Below are 18262 nucleotides of genomic sequence, written 5' to 3' on the forward strand. Positions count from 1 at the left end.
TCTTTAATATTTATTCCCAATCCTTAAAAGGATATAAACTCAATTGGGAATTATAATATTTTACGCTTCCCGTAACTTCGTTTCCCAACCATTTCGGTTTTTCAAAAGATTCAATTTCAGAATTTAATTCAATTTCTGCAATGATTAAGCCTTCATTAGCACCAAAAAACTCATCAACCTCAAAGATGTGGTTTCCGTACTTTACTTCATAGCGTATTTTATCAATAATGCCTTCTTCGCATAGTTTTAAAAGATGTTCTGCATCATTTTTGGAAATCTCTTTCTCCCATTCAAAACGCACCAAGCCATTGGCCGTTGATTTCCCCTTTATGGTTAAATAGCCACTATCTTCTTTCAATCTAACCCGTACGGTTCGTTCTTTATGGCTATTCAAAAACCCCTGTTTTATGGCATAACTGTTAAAAGCCTCTTTTTTAAAAGCCTCAGATGTTACTAAAAATTTTCGTTCTATTTCAATCGCCATGTCCAGTAAAAATAAAAAATTAAAAGGCATTAAATGCCTAAATTTACACCATGCTAAGTGATTTTCCTATAAGAAAGATAATTCATGTAGATATGGATGCATTTTATGCGTCTGTGGCACAAATGGATAATCCTGAGCTTAGAGGCAAAGCGATAGCTGTTGGCGGAGGAGGTACAAGAGGTGTTATAAGTGCGGCAAGTTATGAAGCCCGAAAATTTGGAGTGAAAAGCGCCATGTCTGGGCGATTGGCCATAAAATTATGTCCTGAACTTATTTTCGTCAAAACCAATTTTGATCGTTATAAGACAATTTCAAACCAAGTTCGGAAAATTTTTCACGATTATACAGATTTGGTAGAACCGTTATCTTTAGACGAAGCCTATTTGGATGTAACCGAGAACAAAATAGGCCTACCTAGTGCCACTATTCTGGCACAAAAGATAAGAACCAGGATTTACGATGAAGTTGGCTTAACAGCTTCCGCAGGGATCTCCATTAACAAGTTTATTGCAAAAGTAGCCAGTGATTATAACAAACCCAATGGGCAAAAAACCGTTAACCCAGAAGATGTTCTCCAATTTTTGGAAGATTTGGATATTCGGAAATTTTATGGTGTCGGTAAAGTCACTGCCGAAAAGATGTACCAAAAAGGCATTTTTACTGGTAAGGATTTAAAGGCCAAAAGCTTCGAATATCTTGATGCAAACTTCGGGAAATCCGGTCGCTACTATTATGATGTTGTAAGAGGCATACATAACAGTGAAGTAAAACCCAATCGCATTCGTAAATCTTTAGCTGCAGAACGTACATTTAGTGAAAATCTGTCCTCGGAAATTTTTATGCTCGAAAAACTAGAGCAAATTGCACAGGAAGTCTCAAAACGTTTAACTAAAAGTAACGTTTCCGGAAAAACCATAACGCTTAAAATAAAATATAGTGACTTTACCTTGCAAACCCGAAGTAAAACCCTACCCTATTTTGTAAGCGAGAAAGCCATCATATTAGAAACTGCAAAAGATCTATTATACCAAGACAATCTCAATAATTCGGTTAGACTATTGGGTATTTCCATGTCTAATTTGAATACAGATCCCAAAAAAATTAAAAAAGAGGAAAAAGAAGCTGTTAGTGTACAGTTAAAGTTCGAGTTTTAATACCCTAATTTTACTACATTTAAATTAATTTCTAATGAATCAAGCACCATGAAATTCTCTCAAATTTTATCGCCTATAATTTTAGTTGTTACATTTTCAAATTGTGATACGAAAACAGAAGGGCCTAGCGTCTCCAAATCCACAACGCAAGAAACAGTTATGGGAGTTCAACCATTTGCAGAAAATGTATTCTCTCAATTTACAAATATTAGAGATTTTACTATCAACGTAGAGGAAGACGAAGCTTATTTTACATTATTAAGTCCTTTGAGTGAATTATCGGTTATCATGAAAATTCAAAGAGGAGATATGAATTGGGGACAACCAAAAATAAGTAGCTTTTCTGGTAAATACAAAGACCTAGAACCTTTCATTTCTCCTGATAATCTGAGATTGTATTTTGCATCTAACAGACCAACTTCTAAGGACAGTACTGCTGTTAAAGATTTTGATATTTGGTATGTAGAGCGACAAGATAAAACTGCCGAATGGTCACAACCCATTAATCTAGGAGCACCTATCAATACTACTGCAGATGAATTCTATCCTTCCGTTGCGCTGTCTAATAATATTTATTTTACGACCATAAATGAAAATTCTCAGTCGCAAGACGACATCTATGTTAGTAAGTGGGAGAATGGCACTTACCGCGCACCTATAAAATTAGATGACGCAATTAATAGCAACGGCCCGGAATTCAATGCCTTTATTGCACCAGATGAATCTTACATGCTCTTTAGCGGCTGGAAAAGGAAAGACGGTGTTGGTAGTGGTGATTTATATATAAGCCATCAAAAAAACGGCTCATGGTCACCGGCAAAAAACCTGGGTAAGGCGATCAATTCTAAACAAATAGATTATTGCCCTTTTGTAAATCAGAGTACAGGTATGCTCTATTTTACAAGCCGCAGAAGTACTGTTAAACGACTGGATTCAGGTTATATTAGTGCGCAGTCACTTTTTTCTGAAATTAATAAATATGAAAATGGATTGAGTAGAATCTATAGAGTAAACTTAAATAAGTTTCTAGAGACTGATAATAAATTACGTTCAGAATAAAAAAAATGCTTGCTGAATTTGAATTATAATGATTGAAACTTACGACTATATAATTGCTAAATACGAATTACTGAATACGGCTAAAATGCTTTAAAGCCATTTTGAATAATCCAAAAATGATAAGCAAAATGGATACAGGAAAAATTAATGCATACAAACAAGTCATTTATATGAACGAACGTTAGTAATAGAATACTTGAAATTCCTAGAATTATATATTACAAACTGCTAATTAGCATATAATAATGATTTATAGGAAATGCCTACCACCCCCTTTTAAGTTCATCAAAATTAGTTAAATAGCTTATTATAAATCCTATTCATTAGTAATTTCCCTAACACGTAGGGTGTTTACCATACCCTTTTCAGCAATTGGCATGGATGCTAAACTAATAACCATATCGCCAACACTTAAAAATCCGTTTTTCTTGGCTATTCTATTAGTATCTCCAACAGTTTCATCTGTACTTACAAATTTATCATAATGAAAAGCCGAAACTCCCCAAAGTAAACTTAGTTGGGTTAAAATTCTTTTATTTGACGTAAATACCAAAATATGAGCAGAAGGTCTCCAAGCCGAAATTTGGAAGGCTGTATATCCACTATTTGTTAATGTAGAAATCGCCTTTGCATTAATCTCATTTGCCATATTTGCGGCATGATAACAAATCGCTTTTGTAATGTAACGCTTGGTTCTAATGTGTGGTGGCGATTGTGGTACTTCAATAAGTGGCGAATCTTCAACACTTCGAATAATATTTGCCATTTGACGAATAACTTGAACAGGGTATTGCCCAACAGAAGTCTCACCAGATAACATCACGGCATCAGCACCATCCATTACGGAATTGGCCACATCGTTCACCTCGGCACGTGTTGGCGTTAGACTTGTAATCATGGTTTCCATCATTTGGGTGGCAATGATTACCGGAATTCTAGCCCGTTTTGCTCTAAGTACTAGTTGCTTTTGAATCAATGGTACTTCCTCAGCAGGAATTTCAACGCCCAAATCACCACGAGCCACCATTAAACCATCGCAATAGGCCACAATTTTATCGATATTCTCAACCGCTTCTGGCTTTTCAATCTTAGCAATAATTGGAATTTTATGGTCGCTATGTTCACTTATTAACTGTTCAAGCTCCATTAAATCTTCTGCATGACGCACAAAAGACAAGGCTATCCAATCCACTCCTTGCCCACAAGCAAAAATTGCATCTTCAATATCCTTTTCCGTTAAAGCTGGTTGCGAAATGTTAGTGTTTGGAAGGTTCACCCCTTTTTTGGATTTTAAAGGGCCACCTTGTATCACTCTAGCTTTAACTTCAGATTTTTTATCTGTAGAAACGACTTCAAAAATGAGTTTGCCGTCATCCAACAGAATACGCTCTCCTGGTTTTGCGTCTTGAGGAAACTTATCATAAGTCATGTAAACACGCTCCTTGGTCCCCTCAAAACGCTTTCCTGTGGCGAAAATAATTTCATCGCCTTCATTTACAATTACCTCACCTTTCATCGTACCTACACGTAATTTAGGGCCTTGTAAATCCCCTAAAATAGACGCATTATAGCCAAACTCCTCATTAAGTTCCCTTATCATTTTTATGCGCTCTTCAACCGCTGCATAATCCGCATGGGAGAAATTAATTCTAAATACATTGGCACCTTCATCTAGCATTGCTTTCAATACTTCTTTAGTGCTTGTTGCAGGACCTAAGGTCGCTACTATTTTTGTCTTCTTGTTTGGCATCAATTCAAAAAATTAAATGGTCTTTCGATTTTATTTTTAACGGATCTACCGTATAACTAGTAATTATTTGTGGAATGGCTTGTAATTTATGTACGATCAGTTTTTCGTTTACATTCTGTATTTCATCTGAAATCTTTATGAAATAATCCACTTTTTTGAATTCAGAAATTAAATTGAATGTCTTAAGTACTTTTTCACTCTTATTAAATAACGTTCCCGTACTCGCTAAACCATCCTCTTCCTTTTTACACATATTAGAAATTAAATTCCACAGTATGTATTCTGTCTCATTATCCCATTCAAATATACTGTAAGACGACTCTAAATATTTAAAGTCTATGTCCTTATCCTTACGTTCTAACTTAAGCCCTAAATATTTGTTGATCAAATAGGCCAATCTATAATCTTCCAATCGACAATGTATCGCAATTAGTTTAAAGGAATCATCATAAAAATCATCCACCTGAAGTTTGTGCAGAGCCATACAATTATAACCTTAAAACCAATTGAATTTTTAAACTTTACATGAAAAATTTGAAAATCTAATTCGTATAATTCGTAAATATAGTATAATAAAAGGGCAATTTTATTAAGAATAGGTTAAGATTGAGTGCAAAAATTTACGAAAACGTTATAGTTAGATGGATTTTATAATTTGAATAGGCCTACGTTAATGCAATTTTGTTATTTCATTTTGAAAGGCAAAAAAAGCACGTTTTGACGCTTTTTCTTCGGCCTTTTTCTTTGAAGTCGCTCTTGCTTTTGAAACCACTTTATCATTAATGGATAATTTTACCGAAAAGTGTTTTAGCTCGTCGTTGCCAGTATCTTCATAGACTTGGTAATCAAATGTGTTTTTCTCCTTCTGGCACCATTCTATCAATAAACTCTTGTAGCTAATTACTTTTCCTTCCAAGGCTTCAATATCCACATGCGGATTTATAACACGTTTATAGACAAATTTTTCGCAGAAACTGTAACCTTTGTCCAAATAAATAGCACCAACTAAAGCTTCAAAAAGATTGCCATGAATATTGTCTCCAAAATTAGACTTCGGAATTTTACTTTCTACAAAATCGATAAGACGCAGTTCTTTACCTAACTTATTAAGATGTTCCCTACTGACTACTTTAGAGCGCATTTTTGTAAGATATCCTTCATCACCATGTGGCACTTTTTCAAATAAATAAGCTGCAATAACAGAACCAAGAATAGCGTCACCAACAAATTCTAGGCGCTCATAGTTAATAACATTGCCTTTATCGTCCTTAATATTCATGGAACGATGTGTAAAGGCCTTTATATAAATTGATACTGTTTTGGGCTTAAATCCAAGAATTTTTTTGAGTTGCAAAAAAAAATCCCCGTTCTCATGAGAGCGGGAATTTAATATGTTACGAATGAAGCTCATTCGGGATTTAATCTAGTTTTTTAAATAATACACAAGCGTTGTGACCGCCAAATCCAAAGGTATTACTCATTGCGACTTTAATATCTCGTTTCTGAGCTTTATTGAGCGTTAAATTTAATTCTGGATCTATGTTTTCGTCAGCCGTTTCATGGTTGATTGTTGGTGGTACAATACCATGCTCCATTGCCATAATCGAAGCAATAGCCTCAATAGCTCCAGCAGCACCCAACAAGTGACCTGTCATAGATTTAGTGGAATTAATATTTATGTTTTTAGCGTGTTTGCCAAATACTTCAGATATAGCTTTTAACTCGGCAACATCACCTAATGGTGTCGATGTACCGTGTGTATTAATATGATCTACATCTTCCGGATTTAAACCAGCATTTTCCAAACAGTTTTTCATTACTGCAACAACACCTATTCCATCAGGATGTGGCGCTGTCATATGATACGCGTCCGAAGATAAACCACCACCTACAACTTCTGCGTAGATTTTAGCGCCTCTTGCTTTGGCGTGTTCGTACTCCTCCAATACAATCGCACCAGCACCTTCGCCTAACACAAAACCGTCACGGTTAGCATCAAATGGTCTAGAAGCTGTTTTTGGATCATCATTACGAGTACTCATCGCATGCATAGCATTAAATCCTCCCATACCAGCAATAGTAACTGCAGCTTCACTTCCACCTGTAATAATGACATCACAATGTCCTAAACGTATAGTGTTTAAGGCATCAATCATTGAATTTGCAGAGGAAGCACATGCAGATACTGTAGTATAGTTAGGACCCATAAAACCATATTTTATAGATATGTTTCCAGGTGCTATATCAGCAATCATTTTTGGAATGAAGAACGGATTAAAACGAGGTGTTCCGTCACCAGCAGCATAGTTTAACACTTCTTCTTGAAATGTTTCTAAACCACCAATACCAGCTCCCCAAATCACTCCGACCCTCAATTTGTTTAGAGCGTCTAGGTCTAGTTTTGAGTCCACAATAGCTTCATCAGAAGCGACCATTGCATACTGCGAAAACTTATCCATTCGCTTCGCTAATTTCCTGTCAATAAAGTCAGTAACTTCAAAGTTTTTTACTTCGCAAGCGAATTGTGTTTTGAACTTTTCGGGATCAAAATGTGTGACAGTTGCGGCACCACTTTTTCCACTAACAAGAGCATCCCAATATTCATCTTTGGTATTTCCTATTGGCGTAAGTGCACCTAAACCCGTTACTACGACTCGCTTTAATTCCATAAAAATAGAGGTATTATTTTGCTTCTTCTATATAAGAAACGGCCTGACCAACTGTTGCAATGTTCTCAGCTTGATCGTCTGGGATTTGAATATCGAATTCTTTTTCAAATTCCATTATTAATTCTACAGTATCTAATGAATCCGCTCCTAAATCGTTAGTGAAGCTAGCTTCAGTTACAACTTCGTTTTCATCAACACCTAATTTATCTACGATAATCGCTTTTACTCGTGATGCAATGTCTGACATAATTTTTTAATTTTAAGTTTTAATTAGATGGCAAAAATAAAAAACTTTATTTGAATATTCATCTTTACCTTTAAAATGTGTTTGTAATTTAGTAAAAATAAAGATAAAGTATTTTGGTTTTGCACTAATTGTTAATTATTATTCTTTTTTTTGTTTGAATAAATATAAACTGATATAGCTGTAAAATGAAACGTGTGGTAATTTTTGCGTCCGGAAGTGGGAGTAATGCTGAAAATTTAATAAAGTTTTTTCACAACAGCGATAAAGCGTCTGTTATTCAGGTACTAACTAACAATCCTCATGCCAAAGTTTTAGAGCGTTGTAAAAAATTGAATGTTAGCGCATTATCTTTTAATAGAATCGCCTTTTCTAAGTCTGAAGATGTGTTGAATATTTTAAAAGCATCACAACCAGACCTCATTGTATTAGCCGGTTTTCTCTGGAAATTTCCTGAATTCATTTTGAAAGAATTTGAAAATAAAGTGATTAATATCCATCCTGCACTATTGCCAAAATATGGCGGAAAAGGAATGTACGGCATGCATGTGCACGAAGCTGTAGTTAAAAATAAAGAGTCCGAAACAGGAATAACTATTCATTATGTCAATGAGAATTATGATGAAGGAGCGATTATATTTCAATCAAAATGTGAGGTTTTAGCTACGGATTCGGCGGAAGATGTCGCTGGAAAGATTCATTTGTTGGAGATGGAGCATTTTCCTAAAGTTGTTGAGGATGTTTTGAAATCTCAAAATCCAAATTCCAATAAGAAAGACAGACTGTTTTCCAATAAAGAAATACAACAGAAAATACATAATATCCTAGAAAACTTGACTTCTGAAGAATTGGATAAATATTGCGATAAAGATTTCAGTAAAAAAACATTTAATAATAATTTTCCGATTTTAATTAAGGTTCCTAAGCATTGGGACAGTATTAAAAGAAAAGAAGCTATTATCCATACTAATAACAATAGGTGGACTTGGAAATATAAAATTGATAAAAATGGTTTTTCTTATGCCATTTCAACACAATGGTATTCTTACAATGATATTTATGTAAGAGATTGGTTAAGGAGTTTTAGTAAACAGTAAAAATCCGTGAAACACGTGTCAAAAAAAAAGAAAAAAAAATATTACACCGTATGGAAAGGCCATAAAACAGGAGTTTTTGAAAAGTGGGACGACTGCAAAGCCCAAATCAAAGGTTTTGATGGAGCACAGTACAAATCATTTTCAAATTTTGAAGCCGCAAAAAAAGCACTAAAAGGAAATTACTTTGACTACGTTGGAAAAAACAAATCATTTACCAGCGGACTTTCCGAAGCAGAACTTAAAAAAATAGGACAACCCAACTTCAACTCTATTTCTGTTGATGCAGCTTCGAGTGGCAATCCTGGTATCATGGAATACAGAGGTGTGGATACCAAAACTAAAAAGCAACTTTTCATTCAAGGTCCTTTTGAACAAGGCACCAATAATATTGGCGAATTTTTAGCTTTGGTTCACGGTCTAGCATTTTTAAAAAATCACAATAGCGACCGTATAATGTACACGGATTCTAAAACCGCTATGAGTTGGGTGCGGAAAAAAACATGTAATTCTAAGCTAGAACGTAATGCTAAAAACAAACCTGTTTACGATTTGGTAGATCGTGCTGTACAATGGTTAAAGACTAATGACTATTCCACAACAATTGTAAAATGGGAAACTAAGGCTTGGGGAGAAATACCTGCTGATTTTGGGAGGAAGTAATTTTTAAAAAGTGTATTAAGTTATTGAGTCATTTTGGGTCGTTTATTGAGAAAATATTGAACTATTAGTACTTAGAATTTCCATACACTTTTTAAAATGTTGAAAATTAAACTTATGGTGTTTTATTGATAATGTCGTTTTTGATGTAGGATTCTTTGAATATAAACCGTGTTTCCGTCAACCAAATAATGAATACCAAAAGGGAATTCTTTAGTAAACACAATTTTTCTGTTGCGATTACCCTTTTGAAAATATTGAGGGTTTATGGCAATTCTTTCCATTGTTTCAGATAACTCATTATCAAACCGTTTTAATACAACTGGAGATATCACAAAATAATAATCACGTGCTTCTTTTAAATCAATTTTTGAGAAATGACTTAATTCAATTTCAAATCCCATTATTTTAAAAGTTCTTTTTTCACATCTTCCCAAGGTGTGTAGTTTGTTTTGCCTTTCTCATGGTCATCAATCATCCTATCCATCATCAACTTATAGTCCTCAGAAGGTTCGAAAGCATAAGCATTTTCCTTAAGTATAAACTCCATGTAATTTTTTAAATTTCTACCTTGTTGCTTCGCCTTTTCTTTAAGAATGGTAATAGTTTGTTCATCTAATACAACTTCTTTTCGTTTATTATTTGTTTTCATAACGTAATATTTACGATAAATATACGTATATTTATCGTAAATTAGACACCTAAAATTGCCATACCTAAAAACCATAAATATCAATACCGATCGTACGCATCCATTTCCATACGATATTCCTGCCATTAAACATGCTAAGCATCTAGATTTCTCTAACAAAATCACTTTTCTGGTGGGCGAAAATGGCTCAGGGAAGTCCACACTTTTAGAAGCTATTGCCTACAGATTGCAATTGCCGCACATGGATGGTGTTGGTTATTCTAAAAAAAGTTTCGATGCCGCAAAAACCTTATTGCCATATTTAGAATTAACATGGCAGATAGAACGTTCGGTTGGTTTCTTTTTTAGAGCTGAAGATTTTGGTGATTTCCTCAATAGTATTCACCGAGCTGATGCTTCTATTGCTAGCCAATTAGGAGATTTAGGGGAAAACGTTCCTAAACATATTGTAGATCAGATGAAAGATAGTGCCAACCATCAATTGCATCATGTACGGAAAAATTTTGGTCAGGAGTTAGATACATTTTCTCATGGAGAAGCTTATTTACAAATTATGAATCAGAAAATAAACTCCAGAGGCATTTATTTATTAGATGAACCAGAAGCTGCATTATCTCCCGCAAGACAGCTCACACTTATTTCATTTTTAAATCAACATTTAAAAACACACAACTCGCAATTTATTATTGCAACACATTCACCAATGTTGTTAGCCTATCCTGATGCTACTATTTATGAAATCACTCCAAATGGCATGGAAAAAACAGCTTTAGAAGACACAGAACATTATACGGTTACAAAATCTTTTCTCAATAATCCTGAGACTTTTTTGAGACATCTTTAGGTTGTTGTTTGTTGTTAAGTTGTTTGTTGTTAAGCAGTCTGTAAGGTTGAGCGTACTTGTCCTTCGTAGCAATTATGAAATGAGAGTTGAAACCCTAGTTTCCTAAAATATAAAACGAATCTTACATTTTTTTCTTTGTCAAATTCGTTTTTAAGTTCAATTTTATCAATTCACAACAAAAACAAGTCTTACATCTTATGTCCTAAAGCGAAGCGGTATTATCTCTTTTTTAGTTCGATTTCTTCTTCAAGTTCGGTTTCGATTTCAATTTTATTTCACGTACTTTTGCACCTTAATTCAAAATTAGGTGATGAGTAAATTAGTGATTGTTGGTACGGTAGCTTTTGATGCTATTGAAACCCCTTTTGGAAAAACCGATAAAATACTTGGTGGAGCTGGCACCTTTATAGGCTTGGCGGCTTCTAATTTTAATGTAGATGCTGCAGTTGTTTCTGTAGTTGGAGGCGATTTTCCACAAAAATATTTGGACTTAATGTCTGATAGAAATATCGATGTCTCTGGTATCGAAATTGTAAAAGAAGGGAAAACATTTTTTTGGAGTGGCAAATATCATAACGATATGAACTCTCGCGATACCTTGGCCACCGAACTAAATGTACTTGCCGATTTTGAACCTGTAGTGCCCGAAAATTACAAAGATGCCGAAGTCGTCATGTTAGGCAATTTGCATCCAAATACGCAAATGAGTGTGTTAAACCAAATGTCTGAAAAACCAAAATTGGTCATTTTAGATACCATGAATTTTTGGATGGATTGTGCTTTAGAAGATTTGCACAACACAATTAAACATATTGACGTTATTACTATAAATGATGAAGAAGCTAGACAATTAACTGGTGAATATTCACTAGTTGTTGCAGCCAGAAAGATTCAAGATATGGGACCAAAATATGTGGTCATCAAAAAAGGGGAACATGGTGCTTTATTGTTTCATGATGATAATATATTTTACGCTCCTGCCCTTCCCTTAGAAGAAGTGTTCGATCCAACTGGAGCTGGTGATACTTTCGCTGGAGGCTTTGCTGGTTATTTAGCAAAAACCGGTAACTTCTCTTTTGAAAACATGAAAACGGCCGTCATCTATGGCTCTACACTTGCATCCTTCTGCGTCGAAAAGTTTGGAACTGAGCGTATGCAAACCATAACAGATAAAGAAATTTATGAACGATTAGACCAGTTTAAGAGTCTAACACAATTTGATATCGAATTAAATTAAACCCATGCGCTCATAATTGAGCGCATTTTTTTATTCTGTCCCGACGATTCGGGAGTTACAGAATCTCTAAAAGAAAGAGAAAAAATCATGAGTGATGCTTTAAAACATGAGTGCGGAATTGCACTTATCAGGCTTTTAAAACCTTTAGAATACTATAAAGAAAAGTATGGAAGTGCTTTTTATGGTGTTAACAAGATGTACTTAATGATGGAAAAACAGCATAATCGCGGACAAGATGGTGCTGGTTTTGCAAGTATAAAATTAGACGTTAAGCCTGGTGAACGCTACATCAGTCGTGTGCGTTCTATTGCCCAACAACCTATACAAGATATTTTTGCCCAAATCAATGAGCGTATTAACGACGAATTGACCAAAAACGAAGCCTACCAAGATAACGTTGCTTTACAGAAAAAGAACATTCCTTATATAGGTGAAGTTTTATTAGGTCATGTACGCTATGGTACGTTTGGAAAAAACAGCGTAGAAAGCGTTCATCCATTTTTAAGACAAAACAATTGGATGCACAGAAACCTCATCGTGGCTGGTAATTTTAATATGACCAATGTTAACGAACTCTTCGATAACCTTATTGAAATTGGCCAGCATCCAAAGGAAAAGGCTGACACCATTACTGTAATGGAAAAAATTGGTCATTTTTTAGATGATGCCGTTTCAAAAATTTATAAAGACTTAAAAAAAGAAGGTTATAATAAAAATGAGTGTTCGCCACTAATTGCAGAACGTTTAAAAGTTGGTAAAATTTTAAAGAGAGCAGCGAAGAATTGGGATGGCGGTTACGCCATGGCTGGTTTGTTAGGTCATGGGGATTCTTTTGTTTTAAGGGATCCTTCAGGAATAAGACCAGCTTATTATTATAAGGATGATGAAATTGTAGTTGTGGCTTCAGAGCGTCCTGTTATTCAAACAGTTTTTAATGTGCCTTTTGAATCTGTGAAGGAATTAGATCCAGGACATGCGATCATCACAAAAAAATCTGGTACTACTAAAATCAAAAAAATATTAGAGCCTTTAGAACGTAAGGCCTGTTCTTTTGAACGCATCTATTTTTCACGTGGAAGTGATGCCGAAATTTACCAGGAACGAAAAAAGCTAGGTCGATTGTTAATGCCAAAAGTTCTTGAAGCCATTGATAATGACACAAAAAATAGTGTGTTCTCATATATTCCAAATACCGCAGAAACCTCATTTTATGGTATGATCGAAACAGTTGAAGATCACCTCAACGAAAAGAAAACAAACTCTATTCTCAGTGGAGGCGGTAAGCTCTCGGCAGAAAAGGTTACCGAAATTTTATCTGAACGACCAAGAATTGAAAAAATAGCTATTAAAGATGTTAAGCTAAGAACTTTTATTACCGAAGACAGTAGTAGGGATGATTTGGTAGCACACGTTTACGATGTCACGTATGGCGTAATTAAACCAAACGACAACTTAGTGATTATTGACGACAGTATTGTGAGAGGTACCACGTTGAAAAAAAGTATCATTAAAATGATGGATAGATTAAATCCTAAAAAAATAGTGGTGGTTTCTTCTGCGCCTCAAATACGCTACCCAGATTGTTATGGCATCGATATGGCAAACCTTGAAAGTTTAGTCGCGTTTAGAGCTGCGTTGGAATTATTAAAGGACAATAACAACTATCATATTGTTGAAGAGGTCTATAATAAATGTCTCAAACAAGTCAACATGAAAGATAAAAACGTGGTTAACTACGTCAAAGAAATCTATGATAGTTTTTCGGATGAAGAAATTTCAGATAAGATTTCTGAATTACTTGGCGGAGAAAATATAAACGCCGAAGTCAAAATTATTTTTCAACCTGTTGAAAATTTGCATAAAGCTTGCCCAAAAAACTTAGGTGACTGGTACTTTACAGGGAATTACCCAACTGCTGGAGGTAATAGAGTTGTAAATAGAGCTTTTATTAATTTTTACGAAGGGAATAAAGAGCGTGCCTACTAGACATTAACATAAAAAAGCCTTTTATCCGATAAAATATGTATTTTATCGGATATAAACGCACTTTGTCCGATTTTTAATTCGTTTTAACAAATTACATCTACATTGGTATCACCATAACATAAGTAGGTTAAGTTCATGGTAGATTTGGGGCAAAAAAAGGTGAACTCGTTTCACCTTTTTTTATGCCCTTTAATTAAAGTAATACTTTAAGTTGCAATTTCCATCAAGTCCTAATCCTACAGTAATTTGGTCATAAACACCGTACTTTCCACGCTTAGACTAATTTATAGGTCGTTTGTCCAAAAAATTGAACACGTTCACAATGTCCTCTTATATTTGACTCACCATAACATAAGTAGGTTAAGTTTATGGTAGATTTGGGGCAAAAAGGGTGAACATCTGTTCGCCCTTTTTCATTTTATACCCACGAAAATAGGTGTCTCATTAATTTCACGTAAAAATTCAAATTCATACTATAAAAAAATCCGAGCCTTTTTATTTAGGCTCGGATTTTTTGTTTCAAAATAACTGCAAGGATTAAAAAATCTTACAGCAGTCTTCTTTATATATTGTTACTTAGCTTCAGCATAGCGTCTCTCAACTTCGTTCCAATTAATGACATTAAAAAACGCCTCAATATATTCTGGTCTTTTATTTTGATACTTTAGATAATAAGCATGCTCCCAAACATCCAGTCCTAAAATCGGTGTGCCTCCGCAACCAACGCCTGGCATTAATGGATTATCTTGGTTTGGCGACGAACAAACTTCAACCTTTCCGCCTTTGTGTACGCATAACCAAGCCCAACCTGAGCCGAATTGTGTTGCAGCCGCCTTAGAAAACTCGTCTTTAAACGCCTCAAATGAACCATACTTTGATTCAATAGCATCTTTTAAGTCTCCGGACAAACGTCCTTTTCCTTCAGGATTCATAATCTCCCAGAATAACGAGTGATTATAAAATCCACCACCATTATTTCTAACAGCTTTGTTATCCTTATCCAAATTGATAAGAATATTGTCAATTGTTTTTCCTTCTAAATCCGTACCTTCAATAGCAGCATTTAATTTATTGGTGTAGCCTTGGTGATGTTTAGTATGATGAATCTCCATAGTGCGAGCATCAATATTTGGTTCTAAAGCATCGTAAGCATATTTTAATTTCGGTAATTCGAAAGCCATAATCTTTTTGTTTTTAATTGGTTAATAAATTGTTTGAACTCAAATTTACAATTTTGTCTATAAATTTCTCTTAATAAACTATTAAGATTCCCTATTTTGGTATAAAATTAATCTTTTGCCAAATTCAGCCTTCAAAATATACAACGCCTCTGCTGGTAGCGGAAAAACATTTACGCTAGCCAAAGCCTATTTGAAAATACTTATTCAGTCTAAAAGCTACGACCAATTCAAATCTATTTTAGCAATTACCTTTACTAATAAAGCAGTTGGTGAAATGAAAGAGCGCATTATAGATATGCTGAAATCTTTTTCTTCAGAAGAAAGCCTAACTGATCCACATCCCATGTTTGAAGCTATTTGTGGAGAATTAGACATTCAACCCGAAATATTACACGACAAATCAAAACATATCCTAAAACACATCATTCATAATTACGGTGCGTTTGATATTTCTACTATTGATGGTTTTACACACAGAGTGATTAGAACTTTTGCGCACGATTTAAAATTACCAGTGAATTTTGAAGTCGAATTAGACCAAGAACGACTTCTAAATGAAGCTGTTGACAGTCTTATCGCTAAAGCAGGAAGTGACAAAACCTTGACCAAAGTACTGGTGGATTTCGCGATCGAAAAAGCCGATGATGACAAAAGCTGGGATATTAGTTATGATTTTAATAAAATTTCGAAATTATTGGTCAATGAAAATGATCTGTTTGCCATTAATACTTTCAGTACCAAAACGCTTGAAGATTTTAAGGTTTTAAAACAACAATTATCAAAAGAAATTCTTCAACAAGAAGACGCTATCGTAAAAAGTGCCAATACCGCCTTAACGCTTATTGAAGAGTCAGGCTTACAATTCGATGATTTCAACAGAAGTTCGCTTCCCAAGCATTTTGAGAAATTAAGCGATAAGCAATTTTCGGTTGGTTTTGATGCTGCCTGGCAGAATGATTTAATCGAAGGCAATTCCCTGTACCCAAAACGCGTTTCAGAATTTGTTGCTTCAACCATAGATACCATTCAACCACGATTAGCGGACTATTTTTTGAATTCAAAACGGTCCATTTTCGAAATAATGCTCAAAAAAGGATTTTATAGAAATATCACCCCACTTTCAGTTTTAAATGCCATAAAACATGAATTGGATACTTTAAAATCTGACCAAAATAAATTGTTGATTTCAGAATTCAACACTATCATAAGCAAAGAAATTAAAAATCAACCTACACCTTTCATTTATGAACGTTTGGGCGAAAAATTCAAACATTATTTTATAGATGAGTTTCAAGACACTTCTAAAATGCAATGGGACAATTTAGTACCATTATTAGATAATGCACTTTCTGCAGCCAATGGTGATGCCATGTTGGTTGGTGATGCCAAACAAGCCATTTATAGATGGCGAGGTGGCGAAGCAGAACAATTTATTAAACTTTATAATAAGGTAGATAATCCTTTTCACCTTGAGGCTGACGTGTTGCCATTAGAAACCAACTACCGAAGTGCCAAAGCGATTATTGAATTTAATAATTCGTTTTTCGACTATCTCAGTGAAACGGCTTTTAGTGAAGACGCCTATGCTGATCTTTTTAAAAAAGCAAAGCAAAAAAATCATAATGCTTCCGAAGGTTATGTGAACCTTAATTTTTTGGATGTTCAGAAAGAGGATGATATTCATGAATTATATGCCAAGGAAGTTTTGGATACCATAAAACAATGCCAAGAAAATGGATTTCCACTAGATGACATTTGTGTTTTGGTCAGAAAAAGAAAAGAAGGCGTTGCTATTGCGAATTATTTGAATGAGAATGGTATAAAAATCACTTCGTCGGAAACCTTGCTTTTAAAGAATTCGGATAAGGTTAATTTCATTAATTCGTTTTTAAAGCTACTCATTCAACCTACAAATGATAGCTTAAAAATCGACGTCCTCTCCTATTTAGCAGAACAACATCAAATTGAAGACAAACATCAATTTTTCACTTCGTATCTCAAGGAAAATCTAGAGGAAATGTTTTCAGAATTAAAACAACTAAATATTGATATCGACAAAAACCAATGTCTTCAATTACCGCTTTATGAATTGGTAGAACATGTCGTTAGACAATTTAATTTGAATACTGAACCTGATGCCTATCTTCAGTTTTATTTAGATGTCGTTTTGGAATTCACACAAAAGCAAAATGCAGATGTTGGCGGCTTTATCCATTATTTTGAAAATAAAGCGGACAAATTAACTGTAGTAACTCCAGAAAATATGAATGCGGTTCAGATTATGACCATTCATAAATCGAAAGGTTTGGAGTTTCCAGTGGTTATTTTTCCTTATGCAGATCTTAATATAAATAAAGAACTGGAGCCTAAAGTTTGGTTTCCTGTTGAAGCTGAAGATTATAATGGTTTCGATATGTTGCTACTTAACTATAACAAGGATGTCGAACATTTTGGGGATTTAGGAAATCAAATTTATAAAACACATCAATCACAATTAGAATTAGATAATCTCAATTTGCTTTATGTGGTTTTAACAAGAGCTGTTGAGCAATTGTATATCATTTCTAAAAAGGATATAAGTTCAAAAGGCCTTGTGAATGAAAACACCTATGCAGGCAAGTTTATTAATTTTTTAATTAAGGAAAATAAATGGAACGATAACCAATTGAATTATAATTATGGCACGTTGAAACTAAATGAAAGGATTTCAGAAAAAGAAACCACTTCAAGTGCTCTGAAATTAATTTCAGTTTCAAAAGAAGACCATAATTTGAATATTGTAACCAAATCTGGCTTGCTTTGGAATACACAACAAGAAGTAGCTATTGAGCGTGGTAATTTGGTGCATTTAATTTTATCGAAAGTCAAAACGATTGGAGATCTCGATGTTGCGTTTAACAATTTATTGGTCTCAGGTGATGTGACCTCTCAAAATAGTGAAGCATTAAAAAGCTTAGTAATAGAGGTCATAAAACATCCTAAATTAGAACCTTATTTTCAAGATGATTTTAAGGTTTATAATGAACGTGACATTATTACCAACTCTGGTCAACTTTTAAGGCCTGACCGTTTAAATATCAATTCAAAGAATGAAGCGATAATTATTGACTACAAAACTGGTGAGGCTAAGGAATTTCATGCAAATCAACTTAACAATTATGAAGCTATTTTAAATGAGATGAATTTAACGGTAACACATAAATTATTGGTTTATATAAATGACACTATTGAAGTTCTTGAAGTCTAAT

At 34.4% G+C, this 18262-nt stretch carries 16 protein-coding genes and 1 pseudogene; 8 read left to right on the forward strand and 9 right to left on the reverse strand.

What is annotated here, in order from left to right; translation table 11 throughout:
* Positions 1-10: 10 nt before the first annotated feature.
* Complete coding sequence (locus tag HM987_RS17610; RefSeq protein ID WP_229724504.1) at positions 11-514, reverse strand: CYTH domain-containing protein; 504 nt, start codon at positions 512-514, stop codon at positions 11-13.
* A 20-nt stretch (positions 515-534) separates the two neighbouring features.
* Between HM987_RS17610 and dinB the strand changes: the two genes are divergently transcribed.
* On the forward strand, positions 535-1638 hold the full coding sequence (gene dinB, locus HM987_RS17615; RefSeq protein WP_179009325.1) for a DNA polymerase IV: 1104 nt from the start codon (positions 535-537) through the stop codon (positions 1636-1638).
* A 48-nt stretch (positions 1639-1686) separates the two neighbouring features.
* Positions 1687-2697 (forward strand): TolB-like translocation protein, encoded by a 1011-nt coding sequence (locus tag HM987_RS17620; RefSeq protein ID WP_179009326.1) that lies wholly within the window; start codon positions 1687-1689, stop codon positions 2695-2697.
* Positions 2698-3013: 316 nt separating this feature from the next.
* On the opposite strand, the gene pyk is transcribed toward HM987_RS17620, so the two are convergent.
* From pyk to HM987_RS17645, 5 genes are all read right to left on the reverse strand, one after another.
* A complete protein-coding gene (gene pyk, locus HM987_RS17625; RefSeq protein WP_179009327.1) occupies positions 3014-4447 on the reverse strand; it encodes a pyruvate kinase in 1434 nt (477 codons plus the stop codon).
* Positions 4448-4451: 4 nt separating this feature from the next.
* A complete protein-coding gene (locus tag HM987_RS17630) occupies positions 4452-4931 on the reverse strand; it encodes an IPExxxVDY family protein (RefSeq protein ID WP_179009328.1) in 480 nt (159 codons plus the stop codon).
* 186 nt (positions 4932-5117) lie between these two features.
* Positions 5118-5858 (reverse strand): ribonuclease III, encoded by a 741-nt coding sequence (gene rnc / locus HM987_RS17635; RefSeq protein WP_179009329.1) that lies wholly within the window; start codon positions 5856-5858, stop codon positions 5118-5120.
* A 7-nt stretch (positions 5859-5865) separates the two neighbouring features.
* The gene (gene fabF, locus HM987_RS17640) at positions 5866-7116 is read right to left on the reverse strand and encodes a beta-ketoacyl-ACP synthase II (protein ID WP_179009330.1); all 1251 of its coding nucleotides are present in this window, start codon (positions 7114-7116) and stop codon (positions 5866-5868) included.
* A 13-nt stretch (positions 7117-7129) separates the two neighbouring features.
* Complete coding sequence (locus HM987_RS17645) at positions 7130-7363, reverse strand: acyl carrier protein (protein ID WP_013750595.1); 234 nt, start codon at positions 7361-7363, stop codon at positions 7130-7132.
* 185 nt (positions 7364-7548) lie between these two features.
* On the opposite strand from HM987_RS17645, the pseudogene purN reads away from it, so the two are divergent.
* Together purN and HM987_RS17655 are read left to right on the forward strand one after the other, a co-directional pair.
* Positions 7549-8106, forward strand: a pseudogene (gene purN, locus HM987_RS17650) (phosphoribosylglycinamide formyltransferase); the annotation flags it as partial.
* 366 nt (positions 8107-8472) lie between these two features.
* Positions 8473-9117, forward strand: coding sequence for a ribonuclease H1 domain-containing protein (locus tag HM987_RS17655; RefSeq protein ID WP_179009331.1), 645 nt, complete (start codon positions 8473-8475; stop codon positions 9115-9117).
* Between the two features lie 122 nt (positions 9118-9239).
* On the opposite strand, the gene HM987_RS17660 is transcribed toward HM987_RS17655, so the two are convergent.
* A complete protein-coding gene (locus HM987_RS17660; RefSeq protein ID WP_179009332.1) occupies positions 9240-9518 on the reverse strand; it encodes a type II toxin-antitoxin system RelE/ParE family toxin in 279 nt (92 codons plus the stop codon).
* Positions 9518-9766 (reverse strand): hypothetical protein, encoded by a 249-nt coding sequence (locus HM987_RS17665; protein ID WP_178991629.1) that lies wholly within the window; start codon positions 9764-9766, stop codon positions 9518-9520. Before HM987_RS17665 ends, HM987_RS17660 begins: the two co-directional genes overlap by 1 nt.
* 55 nt (positions 9767-9821) lie before the next feature.
* Between HM987_RS17665 and HM987_RS17670 the strand changes: the two genes are divergently transcribed.
* From HM987_RS17670 to HM987_RS17680, 3 genes are all read left to right on the forward strand, one after another.
* Complete coding sequence (locus HM987_RS17670) at positions 9822-10610, forward strand: AAA family ATPase (protein ID WP_179009333.1); 789 nt, start codon at positions 9822-9824, stop codon at positions 10608-10610.
* A 310-nt stretch (positions 10611-10920) separates the two neighbouring features.
* Positions 10921-11847: a PfkB family carbohydrate kinase gene (locus tag HM987_RS17675; RefSeq protein ID WP_179009334.1), complete on the forward strand. Its 927-nt coding sequence runs from the start codon at positions 10921-10923 to the stop codon at positions 11845-11847.
* Positions 11848-11934: 87 nt separating this feature from the next.
* Complete coding sequence (locus HM987_RS17680; protein ID WP_179009335.1) at positions 11935-13833, forward strand: amidophosphoribosyltransferase; 1899 nt, start codon at positions 11935-11937, stop codon at positions 13831-13833.
* A gap of 572 nt (positions 13834-14405) precedes the next feature.
* On the opposite strand, the gene HM987_RS17685 is transcribed toward HM987_RS17680, so the two are convergent.
* Positions 14406-15014: a superoxide dismutase gene (locus HM987_RS17685; protein ID WP_179009336.1), complete on the reverse strand. Its 609-nt coding sequence runs from the start codon at positions 15012-15014 to the stop codon at positions 14406-14408.
* A 115-nt stretch (positions 15015-15129) separates the two neighbouring features.
* On the opposite strand from HM987_RS17685, the gene HM987_RS17690 reads away from it, so the two are divergent.
* Positions 15130-18261: a UvrD-helicase domain-containing protein gene (locus HM987_RS17690; protein WP_179009337.1), complete on the forward strand. Its 3132-nt coding sequence runs from the start codon at positions 15130-15132 to the stop codon at positions 18259-18261.
* Position 18262: the final 1 nt, after the last annotated feature.

The organism is Winogradskyella forsetii (assembly GCF_013394595.1).
Classification (GTDB): domain Bacteria; phylum Bacteroidota; class Bacteroidia; order Flavobacteriales; family Flavobacteriaceae; genus Winogradskyella; species Winogradskyella forsetii.

Coding starts and splice junctions, on each gene's coding strand:
- HM987_RS17610 (WP_229724504.1), bottom strand. CDS start 514: ATGCCTTTTAATTTTTTATTTTTACTGGACATGGCGATTGAAATAGAA.
- dinB (WP_179009325.1), top strand. CDS start 535: ATGCTAAGTGATTTTCCTATAAGAAAGATAATTCATGTAGATATGGAT.
- HM987_RS17620 (WP_179009326.1), top strand. CDS start 1,687: ATGAAATTCTCTCAAATTTTATCGCCTATAATTTTAGTTGTTACATTT.
- pyk (WP_179009327.1), bottom strand. CDS start 4,447: ATGCCAAACAAGAAGACAAAAATAGTAGCGACCTTAGGTCCTGCAACA.
- HM987_RS17630 (WP_179009328.1), bottom strand. CDS start 4,931: ATGGCTCTGCACAAACTTCAGGTGGATGATTTTTATGATGATTCCTTT.
- rnc (WP_179009329.1), bottom strand. CDS start 5,858: ATGAGCTTCATTCGTAACATATTAAATTCCCGCTCTCATGAGAACGGG.
- fabF (WP_179009330.1), bottom strand. CDS start 7,116: ATGGAATTAAAGCGAGTCGTAGTAACGGGTTTAGGTGCACTTACGCCA.
- HM987_RS17645 (WP_013750595.1), bottom strand. CDS start 7,363: ATGTCAGACATTGCATCACGAGTAAAAGCGATTATCGTAGATAAATTA.
- HM987_RS17660 (WP_179009332.1), bottom strand. CDS start 9,518: ATGGGATTTGAAATTGAATTAAGTCATTTCTCAAAAATTGATTTAAAA.
- HM987_RS17665 (WP_178991629.1), bottom strand. CDS start 9,766: ATGAAAACAAATAATAAACGAAAAGAAGTTGTATTAGATGAACAAACT.
- HM987_RS17675 (WP_179009334.1), top strand. CDS start 10,921: ATGAGTAAATTAGTGATTGTTGGTACGGTAGCTTTTGATGCTATTGAA.
- HM987_RS17680 (WP_179009335.1), top strand. CDS start 11,935: ATGAGTGATGCTTTAAAACATGAGTGCGGAATTGCACTTATCAGGCTT.
- HM987_RS17685 (WP_179009336.1), bottom strand. CDS start 15,014: ATGGCTTTCGAATTACCGAAATTAAAATATGCTTACGATGCTTTAGAA.